This is a genomic window from Thermogemmatispora tikiterensis, assembly GCF_003268475.1.
Classification (GTDB): domain Bacteria; phylum Chloroflexota; class Ktedonobacteria; order Ktedonobacterales; family Ktedonobacteraceae; genus Thermogemmatispora; species Thermogemmatispora tikiterensis.
This window is the reverse complement of record NZ_MCIF01000002.1, coordinates 1,444,017-1,462,894: the sequence shown is the minus strand read 5'-3', so window position 1 is coordinate 1,462,894 and position 18,878 is coordinate 1,444,017. Positions and strand designations below refer to the sequence as shown.

Sequence of the window (18,878 nt, the reverse complement as noted above, 5' to 3'; positions counted from 1 at the left end):
GTGAGCAGGACCGGAGCGAAGCCATTATATGCGGCCTGCCCTCCCTGAATAAGGTCACCAGGGAACCGTTTGAAGGATGGCGCTGGGCGAAAGCGGCTACGCTTGAACCAACAATGAGCATGGCGATCGCCGCCAGCAAAATAGTGAAAGGTGCTCCCAGCCCTGCGCCTTGCGTGATGACTGCCATCCCTAAATAGAATGAGAAAGCTGGGGCAATCTGGGCCATGGTAGAGCCAGCAATAGCAAATGCCGTCAGTGGTTTGTGAGGCCGTAGCTGTGGGATAGTTGTCAAAGGGCGCTCCTCCTTTCATCTATGCCTGTTGCCAGCTGTTGGACTCTGTGCCTGCAGAGCTGACTGCTCTGGCTCTCCTTGCGTGAGAGACGATAACGGAACGGCACCATGAGGGCCAGCCCTTGCGCTCAGCCGCTGCAACAGCGCTATCGACAGCGAGAGCAGGACAGAGAACTGTCACTGCACTCTCCGTCGCCTGGCTATGGCTCGTGCCTGCTCAGAAGCAACTGGCTGCTTCTGCCTCCCTGACCTCTCTCTTGGCACTTACCTTCTCATCTCCAGTAGCTCCTTTCTTGATTCAGTGCAAGATTAGCAGCTTAATCTCAGTAAGAGTCTTGTATGATACCAGGTGTTGAAGAGCCTGCAAAGCCTCAGCATTATAACATGGAGATATTCGAGTAGTCAAGCCTGATCTATCATGCCTTGCATAATTCTATCATGATAGGGCGAGTCTAAAGTGCCCCGACGGGCGGCAGAAGAACAGGGCTGAGGCTGAGCGGTATTTACAGATGGTGCCAGGCGTGCTATCCTCTCTCTGACTTGAATGGCGATGCCGGCTTGAGCCTGGGATCTCTGAGCTGATCACGAGTATCAGGCAGGCCCTGATGCTCTCTGGCGGTGGTGCACTCAGACGGCTAAGGTGTGATGGAGGGAGCGAAGGGACAGACGCCTATGGCCTATTTTCTGGTGAAGACCGAGCCTGCGGACTATAGTTTGGAGGATCTTGCGCGTGAGCAGCGCACTGTCTGGGATGGGGTGCGCAATCCCCAGGCGGTGCGTTTCATTGCGCAGATGCGCCCTGGAGATCGGCTGCTGATTTACCATAGCGGGACCCAGGCGGCGCTGGTTGGCCTGGCCCGCGTCGTTTCCTGGCCGCGTCCTGATCCTGCCGACAGCCGCAGTCAGGTGGTCGAGATCGAGTTTGTGCGTCCGCTGGCGCGCCCGGTAAGCTTACGCGAGATCAAGGAGAGCCAGCTCTTTGCCGACTGGAGTCTGGTGCGGCAGCCGCGTCTCTCCGTCATGGCTGTTCCAGAGCGCTTTCTACGCTGGTTGCGTGGGCAAGGGCTGCTTGATCCAGAAGAGGAAGAGGAATAACTATGGAGCAGCAGACTAGCTGGTACGTTGGTGGACGGTGGGTCCATCCAGACGAAGCCTCTATCCCTCTCACCGATGTGGCCGTCTTGCGAGGCTACAGTGTCTTCGAATCCCTGCGTACCTACGATCGTCGTCCATTTCGTCTTGAAGATCATCTCGATCGACTGTATCACTCTGCAGAGCTAATTGACCTGGCTATTCCTTATACGCGCGAGGAGATTCGCGCTGTTCTAGAGGAGACCATTCGGCGCAATCCCTTTCGCCATGCCTCTCTACGTATTCTGGTGACCGGTGGCGTGAGCGAAGACGGAATTCTCCCATCTGGGAAGCCGCTACTAGCGGTCTTGATTACGCCCTTACCCGAGCGCGATCTGGAGGCTTTCAAGCGCGGGCTGCGCCTGATCACCTGTCGCTTGCAGCGGGAGGCGCCAGAGGCCAAAACGACTAGCTACATAGCGGCAGTGCGGGCTTTCAAGGAGGCGGTGCGGCGTGGAGCCGCCGATGCTCTCTTTGTCAATGAGCAGGGGCAGGTCCTGGAGGCGACGCGCAGCAATTTCTTCGTCTTCCGAGGCGACACGCTGGTGACACCGCGGGAGGGTATTCTTCCAGGAGTGACGCGCGCTGTAGTCCTGGAGCTGGCCCGGGGGCGCTTCCCGATAGAGGAGCGACCCATTGCGCTATCTGAGCTGCCCTCTGTTGATGAAGCCTTCCTGACTGCCTCGTCCAAGGAGATCATGCCGGTGCTGCAGATCGACGACCTGGTGATTGGCTCAGGTCAGCCAGGACCACGCACCTGGGAGCTGGAGCAGCGCTTTATTGCCCTGGTTGAGCGAGGTCGTTTCTAGTTTTCTAGTCGACGGGCCTGGGGTTGGAGGTGAGCAGCACAGGCGGGTGGGCCATTCAGGCCGCACCTCCCAGGCTGGCTGGCGGCTCCGGCTCCTGCCGTTGAAAGGCGCGCGCGGCAGCTTGCTTCAGACGCTCCTCGCTGCGAGGGCCAAAGCCGGGCAGACGACGCAGGCGTTGCTCATTGGCGGCCTGCCATAACTTCTCTGCCGAGTCGATGCCCAACTCTTCATAGAGTCGCAGGGCTGTACGCGGGCCGATATGCTCGATCGTCAGGAGGCGCCGCGCTCCTGCTGGCAAACCCTGGGGAAGAAGGTCATGGGAGAAGGTCAGGGTTCCCCGCTGCAGGAGCTCAGCAATGTGGGCCTGCATGCGACGACCCAGGCCCGCAATTGGCAGCGGCTCACCCCGCGCGATGATCTCTGTGACTGGCTCGTGGAGAGCAAGGATCGCCCGTGCCGCGTTGCGGTAGGCCTGAATACGGTAGGGGTTACCGTGTTGTAGCTCAAGCAGCTCAGCCACGCTCGCCAGTACCTCGGCAAGCTGACGATTGCTGCGAACAGGCCGGGCTTCCTCTAAAGGCTCCAGCTCCAACCCTGGGAGCATCGGCTGCTGCACTGCGCGCCGCTGGTAGACAGATTGGCTCGGCAGCACCTGAATGGTCTGAGTAAGTTTGAGAATGGGATACATAGTTACGCCCCCTGTCGACGCTGGTCTACTCTGCTGACCTTATCGTGGTCGGTGATACGGTACTGGGTACTGCGTACGCTCTCCCTTTCTTTCTTTCTTTCTTTCCGTCTGGCTATCCTCTGACCGGCAAAGCCGCAGACAGCCACGGCTGAATGTACTGCTCTCTCAGAGTGGCTGGAAAATTTGTTCAATGTAGTATAGCACAACGGGGGTAGAGTTGCAAGGAGCGCGCAGGAAGGCAAAAAACAAAGGCCGGGACACAGGTATATGCTCTGGGGGCAGCCAGCCAGCGTGTCGGGTGCCAGCGCTTTAGGAGGGCGGGTTTGAAACATAGAGCGTTCTTGCACATACATCCGTCTGGTCGCCGCTGCCTATCAGAGCATAGATAGCAATTGTTACCTTCCGCCGCGTCCCTTGCTGTTCTGGCGCAGGCGGGCAGTGTTTCTGATTGGGCCGCAAGGGCGTGATGCCAGTCTGCGACCTGATGGCACCCTTTCGATCTGGACTGTCGCCGGAGCGGAGGCCAATGCTCCCCTAGACGGTGCCTGCTGCCTTCCAGGGGGGACTTGCAGCAGCCAGAGAGATGGATAGCCTTACCATGGTAGAGCGCGATGGGTGATTACCGGAACGACTCACGATCACGCTGGAGGTGCCCGACCCGTAGCCCCGGCCCGCCCCGGAGGAGGCAGCAGGAAGCAGCCGGATGGTGGGGATCGAGCTGAGCAAGAGGAATGCGCTACTGGCAATGGATGGAGAGGAGCGGGTGCTCTTCGTCAATGGGAAGATGGCGAAGGTTCGCAAACAGCGTGGAACCCGTTGCCGGCATGTCTTCGCCTCTCCTCAGTGTGGGTTCCAGGAACACGCCGATCTCAAGGCGGCCAGGAATATTCAAGCGCGCTTTACCGTCCTGCGGGGCAGTGGGCTGCCGTCAACCAGCCCGGAAGCCCGGGCCGACGAGGCGACGGGTCAATCCTGGGCATGAGCCTGGAATAGTTGACCTGCGGGACACGGTCCTTATAGCATGTCACTGGAGAGACGTTGTCTAGCTCAGCTGCGCTCTAGAGAGGACTGAGAGAAGATCAGGACTCCGCCTCCCCAGTAGTGAGATCGGCTCTCTCTGGAGAGGTGAGTAGGTCCTGCACCAGACTTGTCAGCGAGCTGCTCAGCTTTGCATTAGACACCACGCGCTGAGCACCAGCCTCCAAAGCTTTGGCCCGGGCCTCCGTATCCACATGGGGGCCAAAGGCCAGCACCGGCAGTCCAGCCTGGCGAGCCTGGCGGATCGCCTCGTCCCAGGCCACACCTGGGGTCGAGATGTTGATAATCGCCAGCGCTGGCTGCTCACGCGGCTGCCCGGTACTGGCCAGCGCTCGCGAGAAGGCAGCCAGATCATGCACGACGACCGTCTCCAGCGCCAGGTGACGCAGCGTATCGCGTATCTTCACTGCGAAGAAGAGGTCTCGCTCTAGAGCAACTACTGATCGTGACACAGGATAGCACTCCTGCTGATTGGTTGACTGATGGCGCTAGCGACCTGGGCCTGATCGCTCTGGTTCAGGGCCGCTGGCGTCCACACGTGTCTCGTCCCTATCTCGGCCTCGTCTTAGTCGTCGGTTGGCTCCTGAACGGGACGGCGGAACAGCTCGGCCAGCTCCTGATTGATCAGATCGAGATTTGTATACTGCTCGCGGCTGAGCACATGATGAGTGCCAGTGCAGTAGGGCTTACTACACTTGCGCATGTGGCTCGTCTCAAAGAGCAGATTGCCGTTCTCCACACTCACCCAGATATGCTTGCGCGAGTAACCATCGCCCCACTTCAGCAGCAGGCCGCCCTCGTACTCATCGAAACGGCCCTGCCCATAGAGGTAGTCGCGATTAAACATCTGCAGAATCTCGCGTACCCGACTGGCAGCTATCACCTCGGCCACCTCTGGGCGCATGCGGGTGGTTGCCTCCTGAGCCAGGTCCTCCTTGGGAATCTCCAGCGCGCGCGAAGAATGTTGTTCCTCGCGAATCATGCGCTGAATCAGGGCCGCCTCGTAATCGGAGAGGCTGCGGGACTGGCCCAGAATCAGGGGTTTCCCATTGGATGCACGGAGACTGCGCTGATTATTAGGATTGTTCTGTTCAGGCACCATTGTGCTCCTTAGCTACAATCGCTTCCAGTAGAAAGCGTGCTTCTGGTAGGCTAGCTGACCTGCCCTGCTCGGTCCCAGGCGCGCAGGGAGGTCGGTGGCTTACGCTGCCGAAGCGATCAGCCCGTTAACCTCTTTCCTGACTTCTTCTGTCCAGGCACTTGTTGTGATTGTTTGTTAGTTCGCTCTCTGTCATAGCTTACAACGCCACGGCCCCTTTCCACAAGGGGGGGAGGGGAACGAGCACAAGAGGCTGACCAGCAATGGAGCCGGCTCAACGGCCTGGGGACACTGCGGTCAGGCCGACCTTATCCACTCTGGTGATCGTGGATATGGGCAGCGAGAGAGTTGGGCGGCCGGATCTCGCGCCTGCTCTGCGCCTGACTGACTAGGCGGGATAGCTACGTTGGGCGACTGCTTCAATAGATTTGAGAATCGTGTCAAGCTGGTCTGGCTCCTGGATAAAGGCGAGCATGCCTTTCCAAAAAGCGTGCTGGACCACTGGCGGCATCAAGTCACCTGCCCCAAAGCAGAAGAAGGGGGCCTGGCTGAGCATCTGGGCCGAGGCCCGAGCGACCGGATTGGGATAGGCGCTGAGGGAAATCGATTTATTGACGGAGGTAAAGCCGCCGCGCCGGACCCAGATCTCTTGCGCTTGTGCGCTGGCGAGGTACTGCACCAGAGCCCGCACCTCTGCTGTGTCCTGCAGCGCAACCACGGCATCGGCTCCCCCGGTGACGGCGCCAGCGTAGCGTGGGTTGATCTCCGGGAAGGGAAAGAAGTTGATCTCCTCTCCGGGAACAATAGTGGGAAAGCGGCTCGTGACAAAGCCAAGCACGAAGTCGCCCGAATAGTAGAAGTAAGCGCGCGGCGGTTGTTCAAAGGGTGCGTAGCTGGCGTCCTGAAAGTTCGTTAACAGGATCGAGGTCGGAGCATTGGGGATATAGTGTTTGCCCGTGACAATAGAGCCGAAGCGGCGAAAGGTCTGCTTGATAGTCGGATCAGTCCAGGCAATGGTGTGGTTGACCCAGCGCTGGTACATCTCTGGTCCCCACTCTTTCAAATACAGCTCGGCGATCCAATCGGCAGCCGGCCACCCACTAGAGGCGGCACTCTCGACCCCGATGGCCCAGGGATAGCGTCCCTGGGCGGCAATGGCGTTAGAGACCGCGATCAGCTCATCCCAGGTGTGGGGTACGCTCAGGCCGAGGGCCTGCAGTTGCCGGGGGTTATACCAGATGATCCCTTTATTAGCCGCCTTGTAGAAGAGCGCATAGAGCGCTCCCTTGTAGCTCCCGAGATCGATCCAGGTACGGCTATAGTCGCGCTTGACCATCTCCATGTCCAGGAAGCTGTCCAGAGGGAGAAGCTTCCCCTGCGCGGCCAATTGCTGCATCCCGCCCGGATTGGGCAGGATGGCTACCCCTGGAGGCGTGTTCGCTCGTAGCAGCGTGGTCAGGAGCGTGTCTTGATCGCGAGTAGAGACAACTTGCACCTTGATCTGAGTCTGTCGTTCGAAAGGGGCAACCACTGCTCGGAAAGAGTCCTGTTCCTCGCTGCTCCAGACTGTCAGCACATCGACCGAGGCGGACTGACTGTCGCAGGCTGCTAGCAGGGCGAGTGCCGAGTGGGCGGCCAGGCCCAAGGTCAGAGCACGCTGCAAGAAGACGCGACGGCGGAGGCGCTCCTGCTTGCACTGCTTCCGCTGATACTGAGCCTGCCAGCCCGGCTGTTCATCGCGCCGTTGGTGATGATGGTATGGCGCGGGCATGCGTTCCTCCCAGGCTCACAGCGCACTGAGCTTCCAGCGATAGGGGGCGTGAGTTAGCCACCCTACAGTATAGTTCTTTCGGGCTGTCTGTGCAATATGGTGGCTATCAGAGAGACTCTGTACTAACCGATAATGTCAAAAGAACCTGGAATGCTCTTGATTCTTCGACAGAAATAATGCTAATTATAGCAGATCGATCGAGAAGAGAGAAGAAATGTAGAGAGGGAAACGACTCCCCCAGTCCCGACTGACTGGCTAGGGACTCCCGATCGGGTCGGGACCAGGGGCAGGAGCCTGACGTGAGAGGGAAGTGGCATCGGTATGAGGTGGTCGCTCTCTCCCTTGGGGTAGAACCGTAAGCTGCTCAGCAGCTGTGCCTAGAATGGTCAGGGAGCGCGCCAGACCTGTACCGTATGGTCCCAGCCCGCGGAGGCCAGATAGTGATCGTTCGGAGACCAGGCGACCGCGGTGACTTCATCGCTATGTTGTCGATAGATCAGAGCCACCTCGCCGTTGAAGGGGTTCCAGACTTGCACGGTCGCATCGGCTCCCGCAGAGGCGATGAAGCGTTCGTCATGCGACCAGGCGACAGCGTCGACGCTACCGTGATGGCCGGTATAGACCCGCAGGGTGCTGCCGTTTTTGGCGTTCCAGACGCGCACCGTGCCGTCCTTGCTGGCCGAGGCGATATAGCGACCGTCCGGTGACCAACTCAGGGAGGTAATAGCATCGCTGTGGGCTGTATAGGAGAGGAGCGGCGTCTCTGGATTGCTGGTGTGCACGTTCCAGATGCGGACAATGTCGCCGGCGTCGCCTGCTGCCAGGTAGTTTCCGTCCGGTGACCAGGCCAGCGTTGTCACGGGAAAGATGCCGTTATAGACGACGGCATTAGCTCCTGTGGTGGCATCCCAAACCCAGATGCGATTGTCACCTCCTCCAGAGGCCAATCTCCGGCTGTCTGGCGACCAGGCCAGCGCATAGACGATATCTGTGTGGCGAGTGAAGCGATAGAGACGCTGGCCCGTTTCGGTGTTCCAGACCTCGACGGTATGATTCTCAAAGGCGGCGGCCAGATAGCGCCCGTTGGGGGACCAGGCCACGGCGTAGGCAATACCGGCGCTAGTCTCATAGCGATAGCGCAGCGTGCCAGTCAGAGCGCTCCAGACTTCGATAGTGCCTTTGAGGTCGCTGGAGGCCAGCGAGCCGCCGTCCGGCGACCAGGTTAAAGAGCTGATAGCGCTGCTATGTCCACGGTAGGTCACCAGCAGTGTGCCCGGGCTGCTGGCTCCGCTCTCTGTGAGCAGGTGCATCAATGGCAGGCCCATGACCAGCATGAGGCAAGCCGCCACCAGGGCGACCACGGCTGTCCAGACAGGCTGACGCGACCGCGACCAGCGGGCCGGCCTGGGTCGCGCGTAAAGGCTGCTTGCCGGGCGAGTCCGGCCTGCGAACGGTGGTGCTGAATGCTCCTCTTCCTCGCTGGCGAATTTGCTCATGAGGGCGGCCAGACGTGGCACAGGCTTCAGCACCGGGTCGGGCAGTGCTCGCAGGCGGGCATCGAGCAGCTCATAGTCGGCCCGGGCAGCTGCGCAGACGGGGCAGTGCTCCAGATGAGCCTGTAGCGCCTCACGATCGGCAGGTGACAGGTCCTCCGGACGCAGAGCGAGCTTCTCAGCCCAGGACGGGCAAGGAGGACGCGGCGGCTGCTTCATTTCCGCTTACCTCCTCTCTGCCTGGTCGGAAGCCCTTCACTCTCCAGGCGCTGGTAGATCTGGCGCATCTCCTCTTTGCCTCGACTGAGATATTTACTCACGCATGATTCTTTCATGCCCAGCAGTTCAGCTACCTTGCGCTGTGGCAGTCCTTCAATCACGTATAGAATGAGGCAGGCGCGGTAAGTGGGCGAGACGTGGGCAAGCGCGATCTGGGTCAACTCGCGCTCTTCGATATGCTGTTCCATCCCTAGCGTGCTCAGCTCGCGACTGTCCTCATGGCAGTCTTCCCAGGGGACGTACTGCATGCGCCTGGCCTGTTCCAGATAGTTATGAGCAAGATTAGTGGCGATGCGATACAGCCAGCTGGCGAAACGTTGCGGATCGCGTAGACCTGGTAGTCCTTGCCAGGCGCGGAAAAACGTATCCTGGGTCAGATCGCAGCTCACCCCATCGTTGCCGACCATGTGCTTCAGGTAGCGAGCGATCCTATGCTCGTAGCGCTCGAACAGCGTATTAAAGGCAGCCTCGTCGCCGCGTTGCGCTCGTTGCACAAGAGCTAGCTCATCAGGCGAGCCATTTGTCTCCGATGAAGACGTATCCTCTATCCTGTAGGCCATAGGTGAGGTTCCTTAACGAGCTGCCGAAGACAACTGCAGAGAGACCCCGGCGTCTGCTCTGGGTCTGCTGCCTTGCGCTAGTGCTCTCTCAAGCAGGTGAGCCAGAGAGCGCGCGAGGTGGCAGTTTGGACCCCCTGGGAGGCAGCTCAGGGAGAGAGCGCCAGGGGATTAGCATGAGCCGGCTGCTGATGGTCCTGGTGATGGAGCGCAGGCAGCGACGGCTGAGATCTCTCCCCTCCATGATACACCATCGGCGCTAGATCTGGGCAGCGGGCAGGACGTTCGGGAGAGCCGAGGCTCGCGGCGCGAGGGCGCTCTGCCAGCGGGACAGACGCGGCGACGGGTCGGGAAACAGATGGAGTGAGATCCTGCTCCTGGAGGTGAGAGTAGCTACGTGCGTACTCGGCGATCACTGGATGCAACGTATAGCTGTCTGGGCCGGCGCTTTCTAGCAAACCGGCATCCAGCAGCTCATCGAGCGTTTGAGCTGAGACCTGCTGGCCCAGCGATGTTTCATGAAAGGTCTGCGGCTTCGGTGGTAGAGCTGCCAGGCAAGTCAACGCCTGGCGAGCCTCACGGCTCAAGCGGCGATAGCTGATTGCAAGTGCAGCTGCCAGCGATGGAGGAGCGGCCTGGGCGTGGTAGTGGTGAGGTTCCACGGTGGCGTCGCAGCCCTCCAGTGAGAGGCGCAGCTGCGGATTCTGGAGGCGCTCCAGGGCTGAGCGCAAGCGGCGGATCTGGCCGCTGTAGGTCTGGGCCTGCAGGTAGCGCCCGATCAGGGTCAGCGCCAAGGGTAAGCCGCCGACGGCCTGTACCAAAGCGCGGCTGGCCTCCGGTTCCAGACGAGTGGCCAGGGGAGCAAAGCGCTCCAGAAGAGCCAGCGCCTGCTCCTGCTCCAGCTCAGGAACGCGGAAAGCCCGCTCATTGGCGAAGTGGAGGGCCACCACCGGCAAGCGTGTTGTCAGCAGATAAGCGCACTGTGGCCCTCCGACCATCAGCAGCAAGGATTCAGCATATGACCAGGCATCGTCAATAACCAACAGCATGCGTCGATGCTGAATGGCGGCGCGCAGCGCCTGAATCCAGCTTTCAAGGCTTTCCAGGCGGAGCTGAATGTGGGGTGGAATCTCTAGCAGCGCTGCCCAGTGGCGTAGCAGAGCAGGAAGATGAGGTTCGCTGCTGAGCCGGCCCCAGAGGATACCCCCATTGAAATGGGCCTGCACCTCTGGATCGTGTACCAGGGCCAGAGCCAGCGTCGTCTTGCCAACTCCAGGCAGACCGTAGAGGGCCACCGTGTTGCCGCTTCGTTCTTGCATCAATTGCGATTTTAGCTGGGATAAGATCCGGTCACGCCCAATCGGGGCAAGACTCTCTGGCGTTACGAGAGGCATGGCAGGATCAAAGATGCTCTTGTTAATCCCCGGCTGCTCAGGCGACTCGTGGCTGCTTTCCTCATGTGTTCGGGCTGATCCACAAGCGGACGACTCGCTGGTCGGCGGAACGACGTGGGCAGGCTCCTGATAGAGGCCCAGCTCCTGGGCCGACAGGCCGAAGAAGCTGCAGAGCTTCTGGCGGAAGTAGGCGCTGGGAATGGCGTCCCCACGCTCCCAACGACCAATTGTCTTCGGATCAGCCACTCCGATCTGGGCCGCCACATACTCGCGCGACCAGCCCCGACGGAGTCGCTCGCTGCGGAGCCGGTCATTGGCAGGCATTTTTCTGGCCTTGCTCACGGCTGTATCCTTTCTGCGCTTGTTGTCCCTCTGCCTATACTGTATGACAGGAGAGCCATGAAAAATCTGACAGAGAAACGCTTAAGATTGCCGTTACCATCGGGAAATGAGAGAAAGATTGCTGTCTCGGAGCCGCGCGATCAGTCTGCTTGGAGGACCAGAGGCTGACCAGGTCGGCTGAGTGGGCCGTGCTATCTGCTGTAGCTGGCTGCGGCGACGCTGTCAGCAAGCTTGTGTTGGGAGCAAACAAAGGAAGGAGGGAGGACTGGCCAGATCAAGCCGTCTATGAGCCGTCACGCTGTCCCTATGAGGACGTTGCCAGTTTGGGGCTGCCTGGCTACACTCTCTCTGTCTGCACAGACATCTTTCTGCTCCGTTCCCTGTTTGTCTGTGACAGTTGCAAGCTGCACGCAACTGTAGTGAGCCGAGCAACATCAGCCCAAAGGAGGAGCTTATGTTTATTTATGATCGGCAACAGCGCGAGGCGCTAGATCGGCTCGTAGAAGATCTGAGTGAGCATCGGATCGGGAGACGGGTCTTTCTACAACGCGCGATGGCGCTTGGGTTGACGGCCAGCGCTGCCGCCTCAGTACTGGCGGCCTGTGGTACGCCCAGCACTACTGGGGGCAGCAGTACGCCTGCAACCGTCAGCTCGATCGATGTGCTCAATGTCTGGAGCGGCGAGGAGCAGCAATCGTTTGACGCCGTAGTGACTCCCTTCGAGAGTCAGTCGAAGATCACGGTCAAGATCGAGGCGACACGCGATCTTGATGCGGTGCTCACCTCGCGCTTGCGCGGCGGCAACCCGCCAGATATTGCCGTGCTGCCCAATCCGGGCAAGATGCAACAGCTGGCGAGCCAGGGCAAGCTAATCCCCCTCGATTCCTTCCTGGATATGAACAAGGTCAAGAGCGATTACGCTTCGACCTGGATCGATCTGGGTTCCTACAACGGTCGGCTCTACGCGCTCTTCTACAAGGCGGCCAACAAGGGTACTATCTGGTATAATCCTACGCAGTTTCAGGCGATCGGCGCTACGATTCCCAAGACCTGGGACGACCTGATCAAGCTCTCCGATATGATTGCTGGCAAGGGAAAGTTCCCCTGGTCGATGGGGGTCGAGAGCGGCTCGGCCAGCGGCTGGCCGGCTGCCGACTGGGTCGATGAGATCTTCCTGCTGCAGTCGGGGCCTGATCTCTACGATCAATGGGTCAATCACAAGATCCCCTGGACCCATAGTAGTGTCAAGCAGGCTTTCCAGACCTTCGCCCAGATCGTCACTGGCAAACACTATATCAATGGCGCGCCTCAGTCGATCCTGGCCACCAACTTCCAGGACGCCAGCTATGCCCCCTTCAAGAATCCTCCTGAGGCCTACCTCTACTACCTCGGCGACTTCACTGCCGGCTTCATTACGGCGCAGTTCAAGAGCGCCCAGCCTGGCAAGGATTTCAATTTCTTCCCCTTCCCGACGATTAATCCCCAGTATCAGGGGGCTGTGACTGGGGGTGCTGATGTGATCGTAGCCTTAAGGGATAACAATGGTGTGCGCGAGCTGGTGAAGTACCTGGAGACGGCCCAGGCACAAGAAATCTGGGTCAAGCGCGGCGGCTTCACTTCGCCGAGCAAGGCGGTTTCCTTGTCAGCCTATCCTAATGATGTCGCGCGCGCTTCGGCGCAGATGCTGACCAGTGCTACGATCTTCCGCTTCGGGGCCGATGACCTGATGCCTCCGGCGATGGAGACGGCTTACTGGAAAGCCATGCTGGATTTCATCAAGGACCCGACTAAGCTCGATAGTGTCCTGAGTTCGCTGGAGTCAACAGCTCAGCAGGCTTACGCTTCCGCGTAGGAAAGTGAGGCGCCTCTCGTTCGGGTGAGATCGCTTGCTGGCTTGTCCGCTGGCTCCTCTCCGCCTGAGTAGAACCTGGCAGTTCAGCCGCGCGTCTGCGAGGACTTCGGAAGGGACAGGGCTACTGAGGCGGAGGGGCAAGAGGGGGAGAGGAAGGGCTATCTCCGCCTCGCCCTCAAGCTACGCGATGGCTGGCGGACAGGCCGGCCCGACTCACTGGATGACCCGCGATGAGGCGCACTGACGTCTCTCTTGTGGGGCTGTTGGGGACTCCTTCGGGATGCCAGTCGGACTCTTACCTTTTGCAAATGTAGGCAGGTCTCGCTGGATAGATGGAGCTTCTTCGCCTATTTTTACGTGGTACTGGTGTCTGGTCCGTAGGCACAGGCCGGTAGGCACAGGCCGATAGGCACAGGTTGGCAGTCGCGGGCCAGCAGCTGTGGTACTACCGTGTCATGGCATGGACACAATTGTTCCCAGGGGATGTGTGCTTATGATCAAAGCCATCGAAGAGCAGCGGAGCCTTCCGACGAAGACAACGGCGCGCAGAAAGCGCTTCAGCCTAACCCCCTGGCTCTGGATCGGGCTGGCGGTCCTCTTTGTGGTCATCTTTCTGCTCTACCCGATGTTCTTCACGATCTGGCTCAGCTTCCTGGATGCCACTTCCACGCACTTTGTTGGGTTGCGCAACTATCTTCTGATCTTTACGAACTCTTCTCTACTGGAGGTGCTGCGCAATAACCTGCTCTGGCTGGTGCTGGCCACGGTGGCAACAGTGGTACTGGGCTTGCTGATCGCTGTCCTGGTCGATCGCGTGCGCTTTGAAAGCGTGGCCAAAGCAGCTATCTTTGTGCCGATGGCGCTCTCCTTTGTAGCAGCCGGCGTCATCTGGCGCTTCGTCTATGAATATGAGCCGCCTGGCCAACCCCAGATTGGTCTGCTGAATGCCCTGGTGACGGCTCTCGGCGGCCAACCGCTGGCCTGGATCACCGATAGTCGCTTTAATAACTTCGCTCTGATTGCGGTCTACGTCTGGATGTGGACCGGTTTCTGTATGGTGATCCTCTCGGCGGCCATTAAAGGAATCCCGAGCGAGATTCTGGAGGCTGCCCGCTGCGATGGAGCAGGCGAGATCACCATTTTCTTCCGCATCATTGTGCCGATGATCAGCCCGACGATTGCCGTCGTGACGACCACGATGATCATCAATATTCTGAAGATCTTCGATATCGTCTACGTCATGACGGGTGGAGACTACGGTACAAATGTTGTGGCTGTTGAGTACTACCAGCAACTCTTCAATTTCAACAACTTTGGTGTGGCCAGTGCTCTGGCTGTCTTACTCTTGCTGGCGATCATTCCTATCATGTACTTCAATATTCGTCGTTTCCGTGTGCAGGAGGCGCAACGATGAGTACCATGAATCCAGAGGCTCAATCGAGCCTGGTCACTCCCCAGAAAGCGGCGCCCGCCCTGCCAATGGCGGGGACGGCTGCCAAAGTGGGGCGCCTGCCCCTGCGCCAGCGGCTCCTGAGCCTGGTCAACCATAGTCTGGTCGCGGTCATTGTCATTCTGATTGCGCTCGTTTGGTCGGTACCCACGCTGGGCCTCTTCATTAGCTCCTTTCGTCCCCCGTCTCTAATCCACGCTACTGGCTGGTGGACGGCTCTCGTTCCCCCCTGGAGTTTCACTATCCAGAACTATGAGAACGTCCTCCATGCTCAGGGTCTGGGCCAGGCATTCCTCAATAGCCTGATTATTGCTATTCCTGGCACGATTATCCCCACCCTGGTGGCGGCTTTTGCTGCCTATGCCTTTGCCTGGATGGAGTTCCCCGGGCGTGACTGGATCTTCCTGACTATTGTGGCGCTGATGGTCATTCCGGTGCAGATGACTTTGATCCCTGTGCTGGGCCTCTATACGATGTTTACTCAGGCAACGGGCCTGCAGTTGACGGGTAATTACGTTGGTATTTGGCTGATGCACACTGCTCTCGGCCTACCTTTCGCCGTCTACCTGCTACGCAATTTCTTTGCTGGCCTGCCGAGCGATCTCTTTGAGTCGGCCCGGATCGATGGCGCCTCCAATATCAACATCTTCTTCCGCATTCTGCTACCGCTCTCTGTGCCTTCGCTGGCTTCGCTGGTGATCTTCCAGTTCATGTGGGTCTGGAACGATCTGCTGGTGGCTCTGGTCTTTATGGGCGGTAACCCCGATCGGGCTCCCATGACAGTGACGATCGCCAATCTGGTCAACTCCTATGGCTCGAACTGGGAAGTGCTGACCGCAGCGGCCTTTATCTCAATGGCCTTGCCTTTGGTGATCTTCTTCACCCTGCAGCGCTACTTTGTGCGCGGTATCCTGGCCGGCTCGGTCAAAGGCTGACCTTGTCTGTCTGGATGCTTGAGGCAGCGGGCATCACAGGAACAAGAAGGCGATCCTGCTCCTTCGTCTCGCAGGCTTGAGGGAGTGGGATCGCCTTACTAGCTGGCTAGAAGCTGAGTCCCTCGCCGCGGGCATGCAGGGGCGGCAGGCTCACTGGCAGGTGGCCCTGGGGTTGAGCGTCTCCAAAGAGAACGGCGACGGCGGCTTCAATGGCGGGCCGGGTATACTCATAGGTGAGCAAGTAGGTGGTGATCTGGGGACAGGCCAGAAGGTCGTAGGGGTTGTAAACGGCAAGCGCGACGAGAGGGCAAGGGGCTTCCGTGACCAGCCAGTTGATGTACTGGCTCTGGGCGCGATCCAGGTAGGCATTGACCGTCACCAGCAACACCAGCTGAGCTTGAGCCACTGCCTCGCGCAGAGACTGATGCTCACGCTCGGAAAGAGGAAGCGTGAGAAGCCGAGCCTCTGTCTTGGGATGATAGCTTCGCACGGCAGCGACGAGCGCTTCGACAGGATAGCGCTGATCTTCGACGCGGCTGGCTCCTTCCTTCTGGGGCAGCACGATCAAGAGCCGCTGCTCTGGGGCCAGTCGTAAGGGCAGTAGCCCGGCGTCGTTGCGTAGCAGAGTGATGGCCCGCCTATAGCTCTGCCGCTGCAGGGCCAGATGCTCAGGCTGTTTGAGCAGGCGCAACCCTTCGGGCCGCGGCAGCTGCTCCCATGAGAGGTAGCGTGCTTTGAGACGCTGCAAGCGTGTCAGGGCCTGGTGCAGGCGGTTTGGCGAGAGCCGTCCCTCATCGAGAGCGGAGCGCATGGCAGCCAGCCCGGCTAGCTGGCGGTCGTAGCGATGCGAGATCAAGATCAGGTCGAGACCGGCCTCTAAGGCTCGCACCGTTGCCTCCTCAATGCCCAGCGTGGTAGCGGTGGCCTCCATCTCCAGGCAGTCGCTCATAGCTACTCCGTCGAAGCCCAGACGTTGCCGAAGTAGGCCGGAGATAATCGCAGGCGCTACTGTCGCGGGTAGCGCCGGATCGCCGGTCAGGGCTGGAAAGGCGATGTGAGCTGTCATGACGCAATCGGCCCCTTCTTCCTGCAACACGCGGGCGAAAGGAACCAACTCCAAACGTTCCAGACGGGCCAGATCGTGGGAAATGAGCGGCAGGGCGAGATGAGAATCGGTAGCCGTGTCACCATGCCCGGGGAAGTGTTTGAGACAGCTAATGATGCCTGCCTGGCGGTAACCGCGCACCGCTGCCAGACCCAGGCGGGCGACCTGCTCGGGATCTTCACCAAAGGAGCGGACGCCGATGACTGGATTAGCCGGATTGTTGTTGATGTCCAGAACCGGCGCCAGGTTCATGTTGATGCCCAGGGCTTGCAGCTCGCGCCCGGTAGCACCAGCGACTGCAGTCACAAGCTCGGGTGAATCGCTGGCTCCCAGGGCCATATTGCCTGGAAATAGGGTGACGTGCTCGCCCAGCCGCTGGACCATGCCATTCTCTTGATCGATGGCGATCAGCAATGGATAGCGATGGCCTGCAGCACGCGCTTTGGCCTGTAGGGTGCTGGTCAGGCGATAGACTTGCTCTGCGCTCTCGATGTTGCGTGAAAAGAGAATGACCCCACCCAGGCGGTGATTCTCGATAAGGTCGAGAATAGCGGGCGAGGGGTCGGTTCCTTCGAAGCCTGCCATCAGCAGCTGGCCAAGCTGGTCGCGCAGATCGGCGGCGCTCAGGGCGGCTCTCTCGACCATCTCGTTGGACGATGGATGATGAGGTGACATCAACGTCTCTCCCTTCCTTCATCGCTCACATAGGGCCTGGACTGCGGAGAGGACGACCTCTGTGGAGCGCGCACGGACTCCAGGTGAATCGCGGCTTTGGCTGCGCTGAGTGCTGGCTCCTCTACGATGACTACCTGGCCAAGACGGCGCCGCGCTCGCAGCCGCCGCAGGATCTGGGCGCGGAAGGGCGCCTCACGTACTAGCAGGCTTCCTGCCAGAGCCAGTGGCACCACGTTATCAGAAAACTCCAGCTGGTTGCTAACCACCAGGGCCGCCAGCGCCAGCTCGGTAGCTGCATTGCCCACGATGCGGCGCGCTACCAGGTCGCCCTCGCGAGCTGCAGCAAAGACGCATGTTGCCAGGCGAGCGACAGCGGCAGTCTCCAGGCCGTGGTAGACAACACCGATCAGGTCCTCTGCACGCTCTAATCCCCAGTAGGCTAGAATACGGGGCAGAAGGCTGGTGTGAGGGCCGCGGCCATCAGCGGCGCGAGTAGCAGCCTGGAGAGCCTGGCGCCCGATATCGTAACCACTTCCCTCGTCGCCCAGCAGATACCCCCAGCCGCCGGCGCGGCACACCCGACCGCAAGCATCCCGTCCCAGGGCGATTGAGCCGGTGCCCGCGATCAGCACGACGCCAACGGCTTGCTCCAGTGCCGCGAGAGGAAGCTCGGCGTCATTAGTCACATGGACCTGGTCGGCCAGGGTTGCCAGAGGAGGGGAGAGAACAGCGTGATCAGCTAGACGGTCCAGCCCAGCCAGACCAATCCAGGCGGCGCGCGGTCGGCTCTCGGCGCCGGCGGCTTGCAAAGCCCGCTCGGCGGCCAGCTGCACCTGATGGATAGCCTCCTCCTGGCCCACGGAGGCATAGTTTGCGCTGCCGGCTAGCGCGCGACCACGCTCGCGTCCGTGGCGGTCGACGACAATCGCCAGCGTCTTGCTGCCCCCGCCATCGACCCCAAGATAGAACTCCTCATCACGCGTGGCTGTGTGTTTCTGTGGTGTGCTTTCTATCATGACAGCGAATCCAGTGTTGCGCGTAAAATAAAACCGTGTTCGGCTAGGCGCTGGCGGGCGCTCTGGGGATCGAGGCCGCTGCGTGCACAGACAATCGCTGTTTTGACCTCACCATTGGCCTGAGCGAGCAGCTCCTCGGCGGCACTTCGTTCCAGGCCGGTGGCCAGCTGTACGATACGTAATGCGCGCTGCTGCAACTTGTAGTTTGTCGCCTGGACATCAACCATCAAGTTGCCGTAGGTTTTCCCCAGGAGAATCATGGTCCCGGTGCTCAGCATGTTGAGCACCATTTTTTGCGCGGTGCCGGCCTTCATACGGGTGGAGCCGGTAATGACCTCTGGTCCAACGATGGGCGCGATCATGATCTCAACAATAGCTTCCAGAGGCGTCGGGCGGTTGCAGGCCAGGCCAATGGTCAAGGCCCCCTGCTCACGGGCGTAATTGGCGGCTCCCAGCGCGTACGGCGTGCGTCCGCTGGCTGTGATGGCGACCAGCGCATCGCCAGCCCCAACCTGTAAGCGTGCCGCATCGTCGCGACCGGCTTCGGCGCTGTCTTCTAGATCCTCATTGGCCTGGCTGAGGGCGGCGGGGCCACCGGCGACCCAGCCGATGACTAGCTCTGGCGGCACATTGAAGGTCGGGGGACATTCCGAGGCATCCAAGGCCCCAAGCCGCCCCGAGGTGCCGGCCCCCATATAGATTAAGCGTCCACCACGACGCAGACGAGCGGCAATAGCCTCGATAGCGCGCGCGATCTGGGACAATTCTTGCTTGACTGCCTCAGCAACACGGGCATCTTCGGCGTTGATGATCTGCACAATCTCCAGTGCACTCTTGCGGTCAATGTCGCGGCTGGCGGGGTTGTCCTGCTCGGTGACCAGGGCGCTGAGGGATGGCTCAGCTGGATGGTCAGGCTGTAAAGAGGCTGACATGTTGACTGCTCCTCACTCTC

Annotated in this window: 16 protein-coding genes; 6 read left to right on the top strand and 10 right to left on the bottom strand. The window is 59.9% G+C overall.

What is annotated here, in order from left to right:
* Positions 1-964 precede the first annotated feature (964 nt).
* Positions 965-1,387: an EVE domain-containing protein gene (locus A4R35_RS05920; protein ID WP_112427464.1), complete on the top strand. Its 423-nt coding sequence runs from the start codon at positions 965-967 to the stop codon at positions 1,385-1,387.
* Positions 1,388-1,389: 2 nt separating this feature from the next.
* On the top strand, positions 1,390-2,232 hold the full coding sequence (locus A4R35_RS05915) for an aminotransferase class IV (RefSeq protein WP_112427462.1): 843 nt from the start codon (positions 1,390-1,392) through the stop codon (positions 2,230-2,232).
* A gap of 55 nt (positions 2,233-2,287) precedes the next feature.
* On the opposite strand, the gene A4R35_RS05910 is transcribed toward A4R35_RS05915, so the two are convergent.
* Complete coding sequence (locus tag A4R35_RS05910) at positions 2,288-2,920, bottom strand: helix-hairpin-helix domain-containing protein (RefSeq protein ID WP_112427460.1); 633 nt, start codon at positions 2,918-2,920, stop codon at positions 2,288-2,290.
* Positions 2,921-3,623: 703 nt separating this feature from the next.
* Between A4R35_RS05910 and A4R35_RS05905 the strand changes: the two genes are divergently transcribed.
* Complete coding sequence (locus tag A4R35_RS05905) at positions 3,624-3,902, top strand: hypothetical protein (protein ID WP_112427458.1); 279 nt, start codon at positions 3,624-3,626, stop codon at positions 3,900-3,902.
* A 97-nt stretch (positions 3,903-3,999) separates the two neighbouring features.
* Here A4R35_RS05905 and A4R35_RS05900 read toward each other — a convergent pair whose 3' ends face one another.
* From A4R35_RS05900 to A4R35_RS05875, 6 genes are all read right to left on the bottom strand, one after another.
* Complete coding sequence (locus tag A4R35_RS05900; protein WP_112427456.1) at positions 4,000-4,410, bottom strand: PleD family two-component system response regulator; 411 nt, start codon at positions 4,408-4,410, stop codon at positions 4,000-4,002.
* 113 nt (positions 4,411-4,523) lie between these two features.
* Positions 4,524-5,060, bottom strand: coding sequence for a hypothetical protein (locus A4R35_RS05895; protein ID WP_112427454.1), 537 nt, complete (start codon positions 5,058-5,060; stop codon positions 4,524-4,526).
* A gap of 385 nt (positions 5,061-5,445) precedes the next feature.
* Entirely contained in the window at positions 5,446-6,828 is a 1,383-nt protein-coding gene (locus A4R35_RS05890) for an ABC transporter substrate-binding protein (protein ID WP_112427452.1), read from the bottom strand.
* 386 nt (positions 6,829-7,214) lie between these two features.
* Complete coding sequence (locus A4R35_RS05885; protein ID WP_112427450.1) at positions 7,215-8,540, bottom strand: WD40 domain-containing protein; 1,326 nt, start codon at positions 8,538-8,540, stop codon at positions 7,215-7,217.
* The gene (locus A4R35_RS05880; RefSeq protein WP_112427448.1) at positions 8,537-9,160 is read right to left on the bottom strand and encodes an RNA polymerase sigma factor; all 624 of its coding nucleotides are present in this window, start codon (positions 9,158-9,160) and stop codon (positions 8,537-8,539) included. Before A4R35_RS05880 ends, A4R35_RS05885 begins: the two co-directional genes overlap by 4 nt.
* A 146-nt stretch (positions 9,161-9,306) precedes the next feature.
* Positions 9,307-10,875 (bottom strand): helix-turn-helix domain-containing protein, encoded by a 1,569-nt coding sequence (locus A4R35_RS05875; protein ID WP_112427446.1) that lies wholly within the window; start codon positions 10,873-10,875, stop codon positions 9,307-9,309.
* A 472-nt stretch (positions 10,876-11,347) separates the two neighbouring features.
* On the opposite strand from A4R35_RS05875, the gene A4R35_RS05870 reads away from it, so the two are divergent.
* From A4R35_RS05870 to A4R35_RS05860, 3 genes are all read left to right on the top strand, one after another.
* Positions 11,348-12,745, top strand: a complete 1,398-nt coding sequence (locus A4R35_RS05870; RefSeq protein ID WP_112427444.1) for an ABC transporter substrate-binding protein — start codon at positions 11,348-11,350, stop codon at positions 12,743-12,745.
* 493 nt (positions 12,746-13,238) lie between these two features.
* On the top strand, positions 13,239-14,159 hold the full coding sequence (locus A4R35_RS05865) for a carbohydrate ABC transporter permease (protein WP_112427442.1): 921 nt from the start codon (positions 13,239-13,241) through the stop codon (positions 14,157-14,159).
* Entirely contained in the window at positions 14,156-15,130 is a 975-nt protein-coding gene (locus A4R35_RS05860; RefSeq protein ID WP_223258219.1) for a carbohydrate ABC transporter permease, read from the top strand. Before A4R35_RS05865 ends, A4R35_RS05860 begins: the two co-directional genes overlap by 4 nt.
* A gap of 106 nt (positions 15,131-15,236) precedes the next feature.
* Here A4R35_RS05860 and nagZ read toward each other — a convergent pair whose 3' ends face one another.
* Genes nagZ through murQ form a run of 3 tightly spaced genes read right to left on the bottom strand, consistent with a single transcriptional unit; the run spans position 15,237 to position 18,858 of the window.
* Positions 15,237-16,910, bottom strand: a complete 1,674-nt coding sequence (gene nagZ, locus A4R35_RS05855; protein WP_112427440.1) for a beta-N-acetylhexosaminidase — start codon at positions 16,908-16,910, stop codon at positions 15,237-15,239.
* Positions 16,910-17,926, bottom strand: coding sequence for a BadF/BadG/BcrA/BcrD ATPase family protein (locus A4R35_RS05850; protein ID WP_112427438.1), 1,017 nt, complete (start codon positions 17,924-17,926; stop codon positions 16,910-16,912). Before A4R35_RS05850 ends, nagZ begins: the two co-directional genes overlap by 1 nt.
* Positions 17,923-18,858: an N-acetylmuramic acid 6-phosphate etherase gene (murQ, locus tag A4R35_RS05845; RefSeq protein ID WP_112427436.1), complete on the bottom strand. Its 936-nt coding sequence runs from the start codon at positions 18,856-18,858 to the stop codon at positions 17,923-17,925. Before murQ ends, A4R35_RS05850 begins: the two co-directional genes overlap by 4 nt.
* Positions 18,859-18,878: the final 20 nt, after the last annotated feature.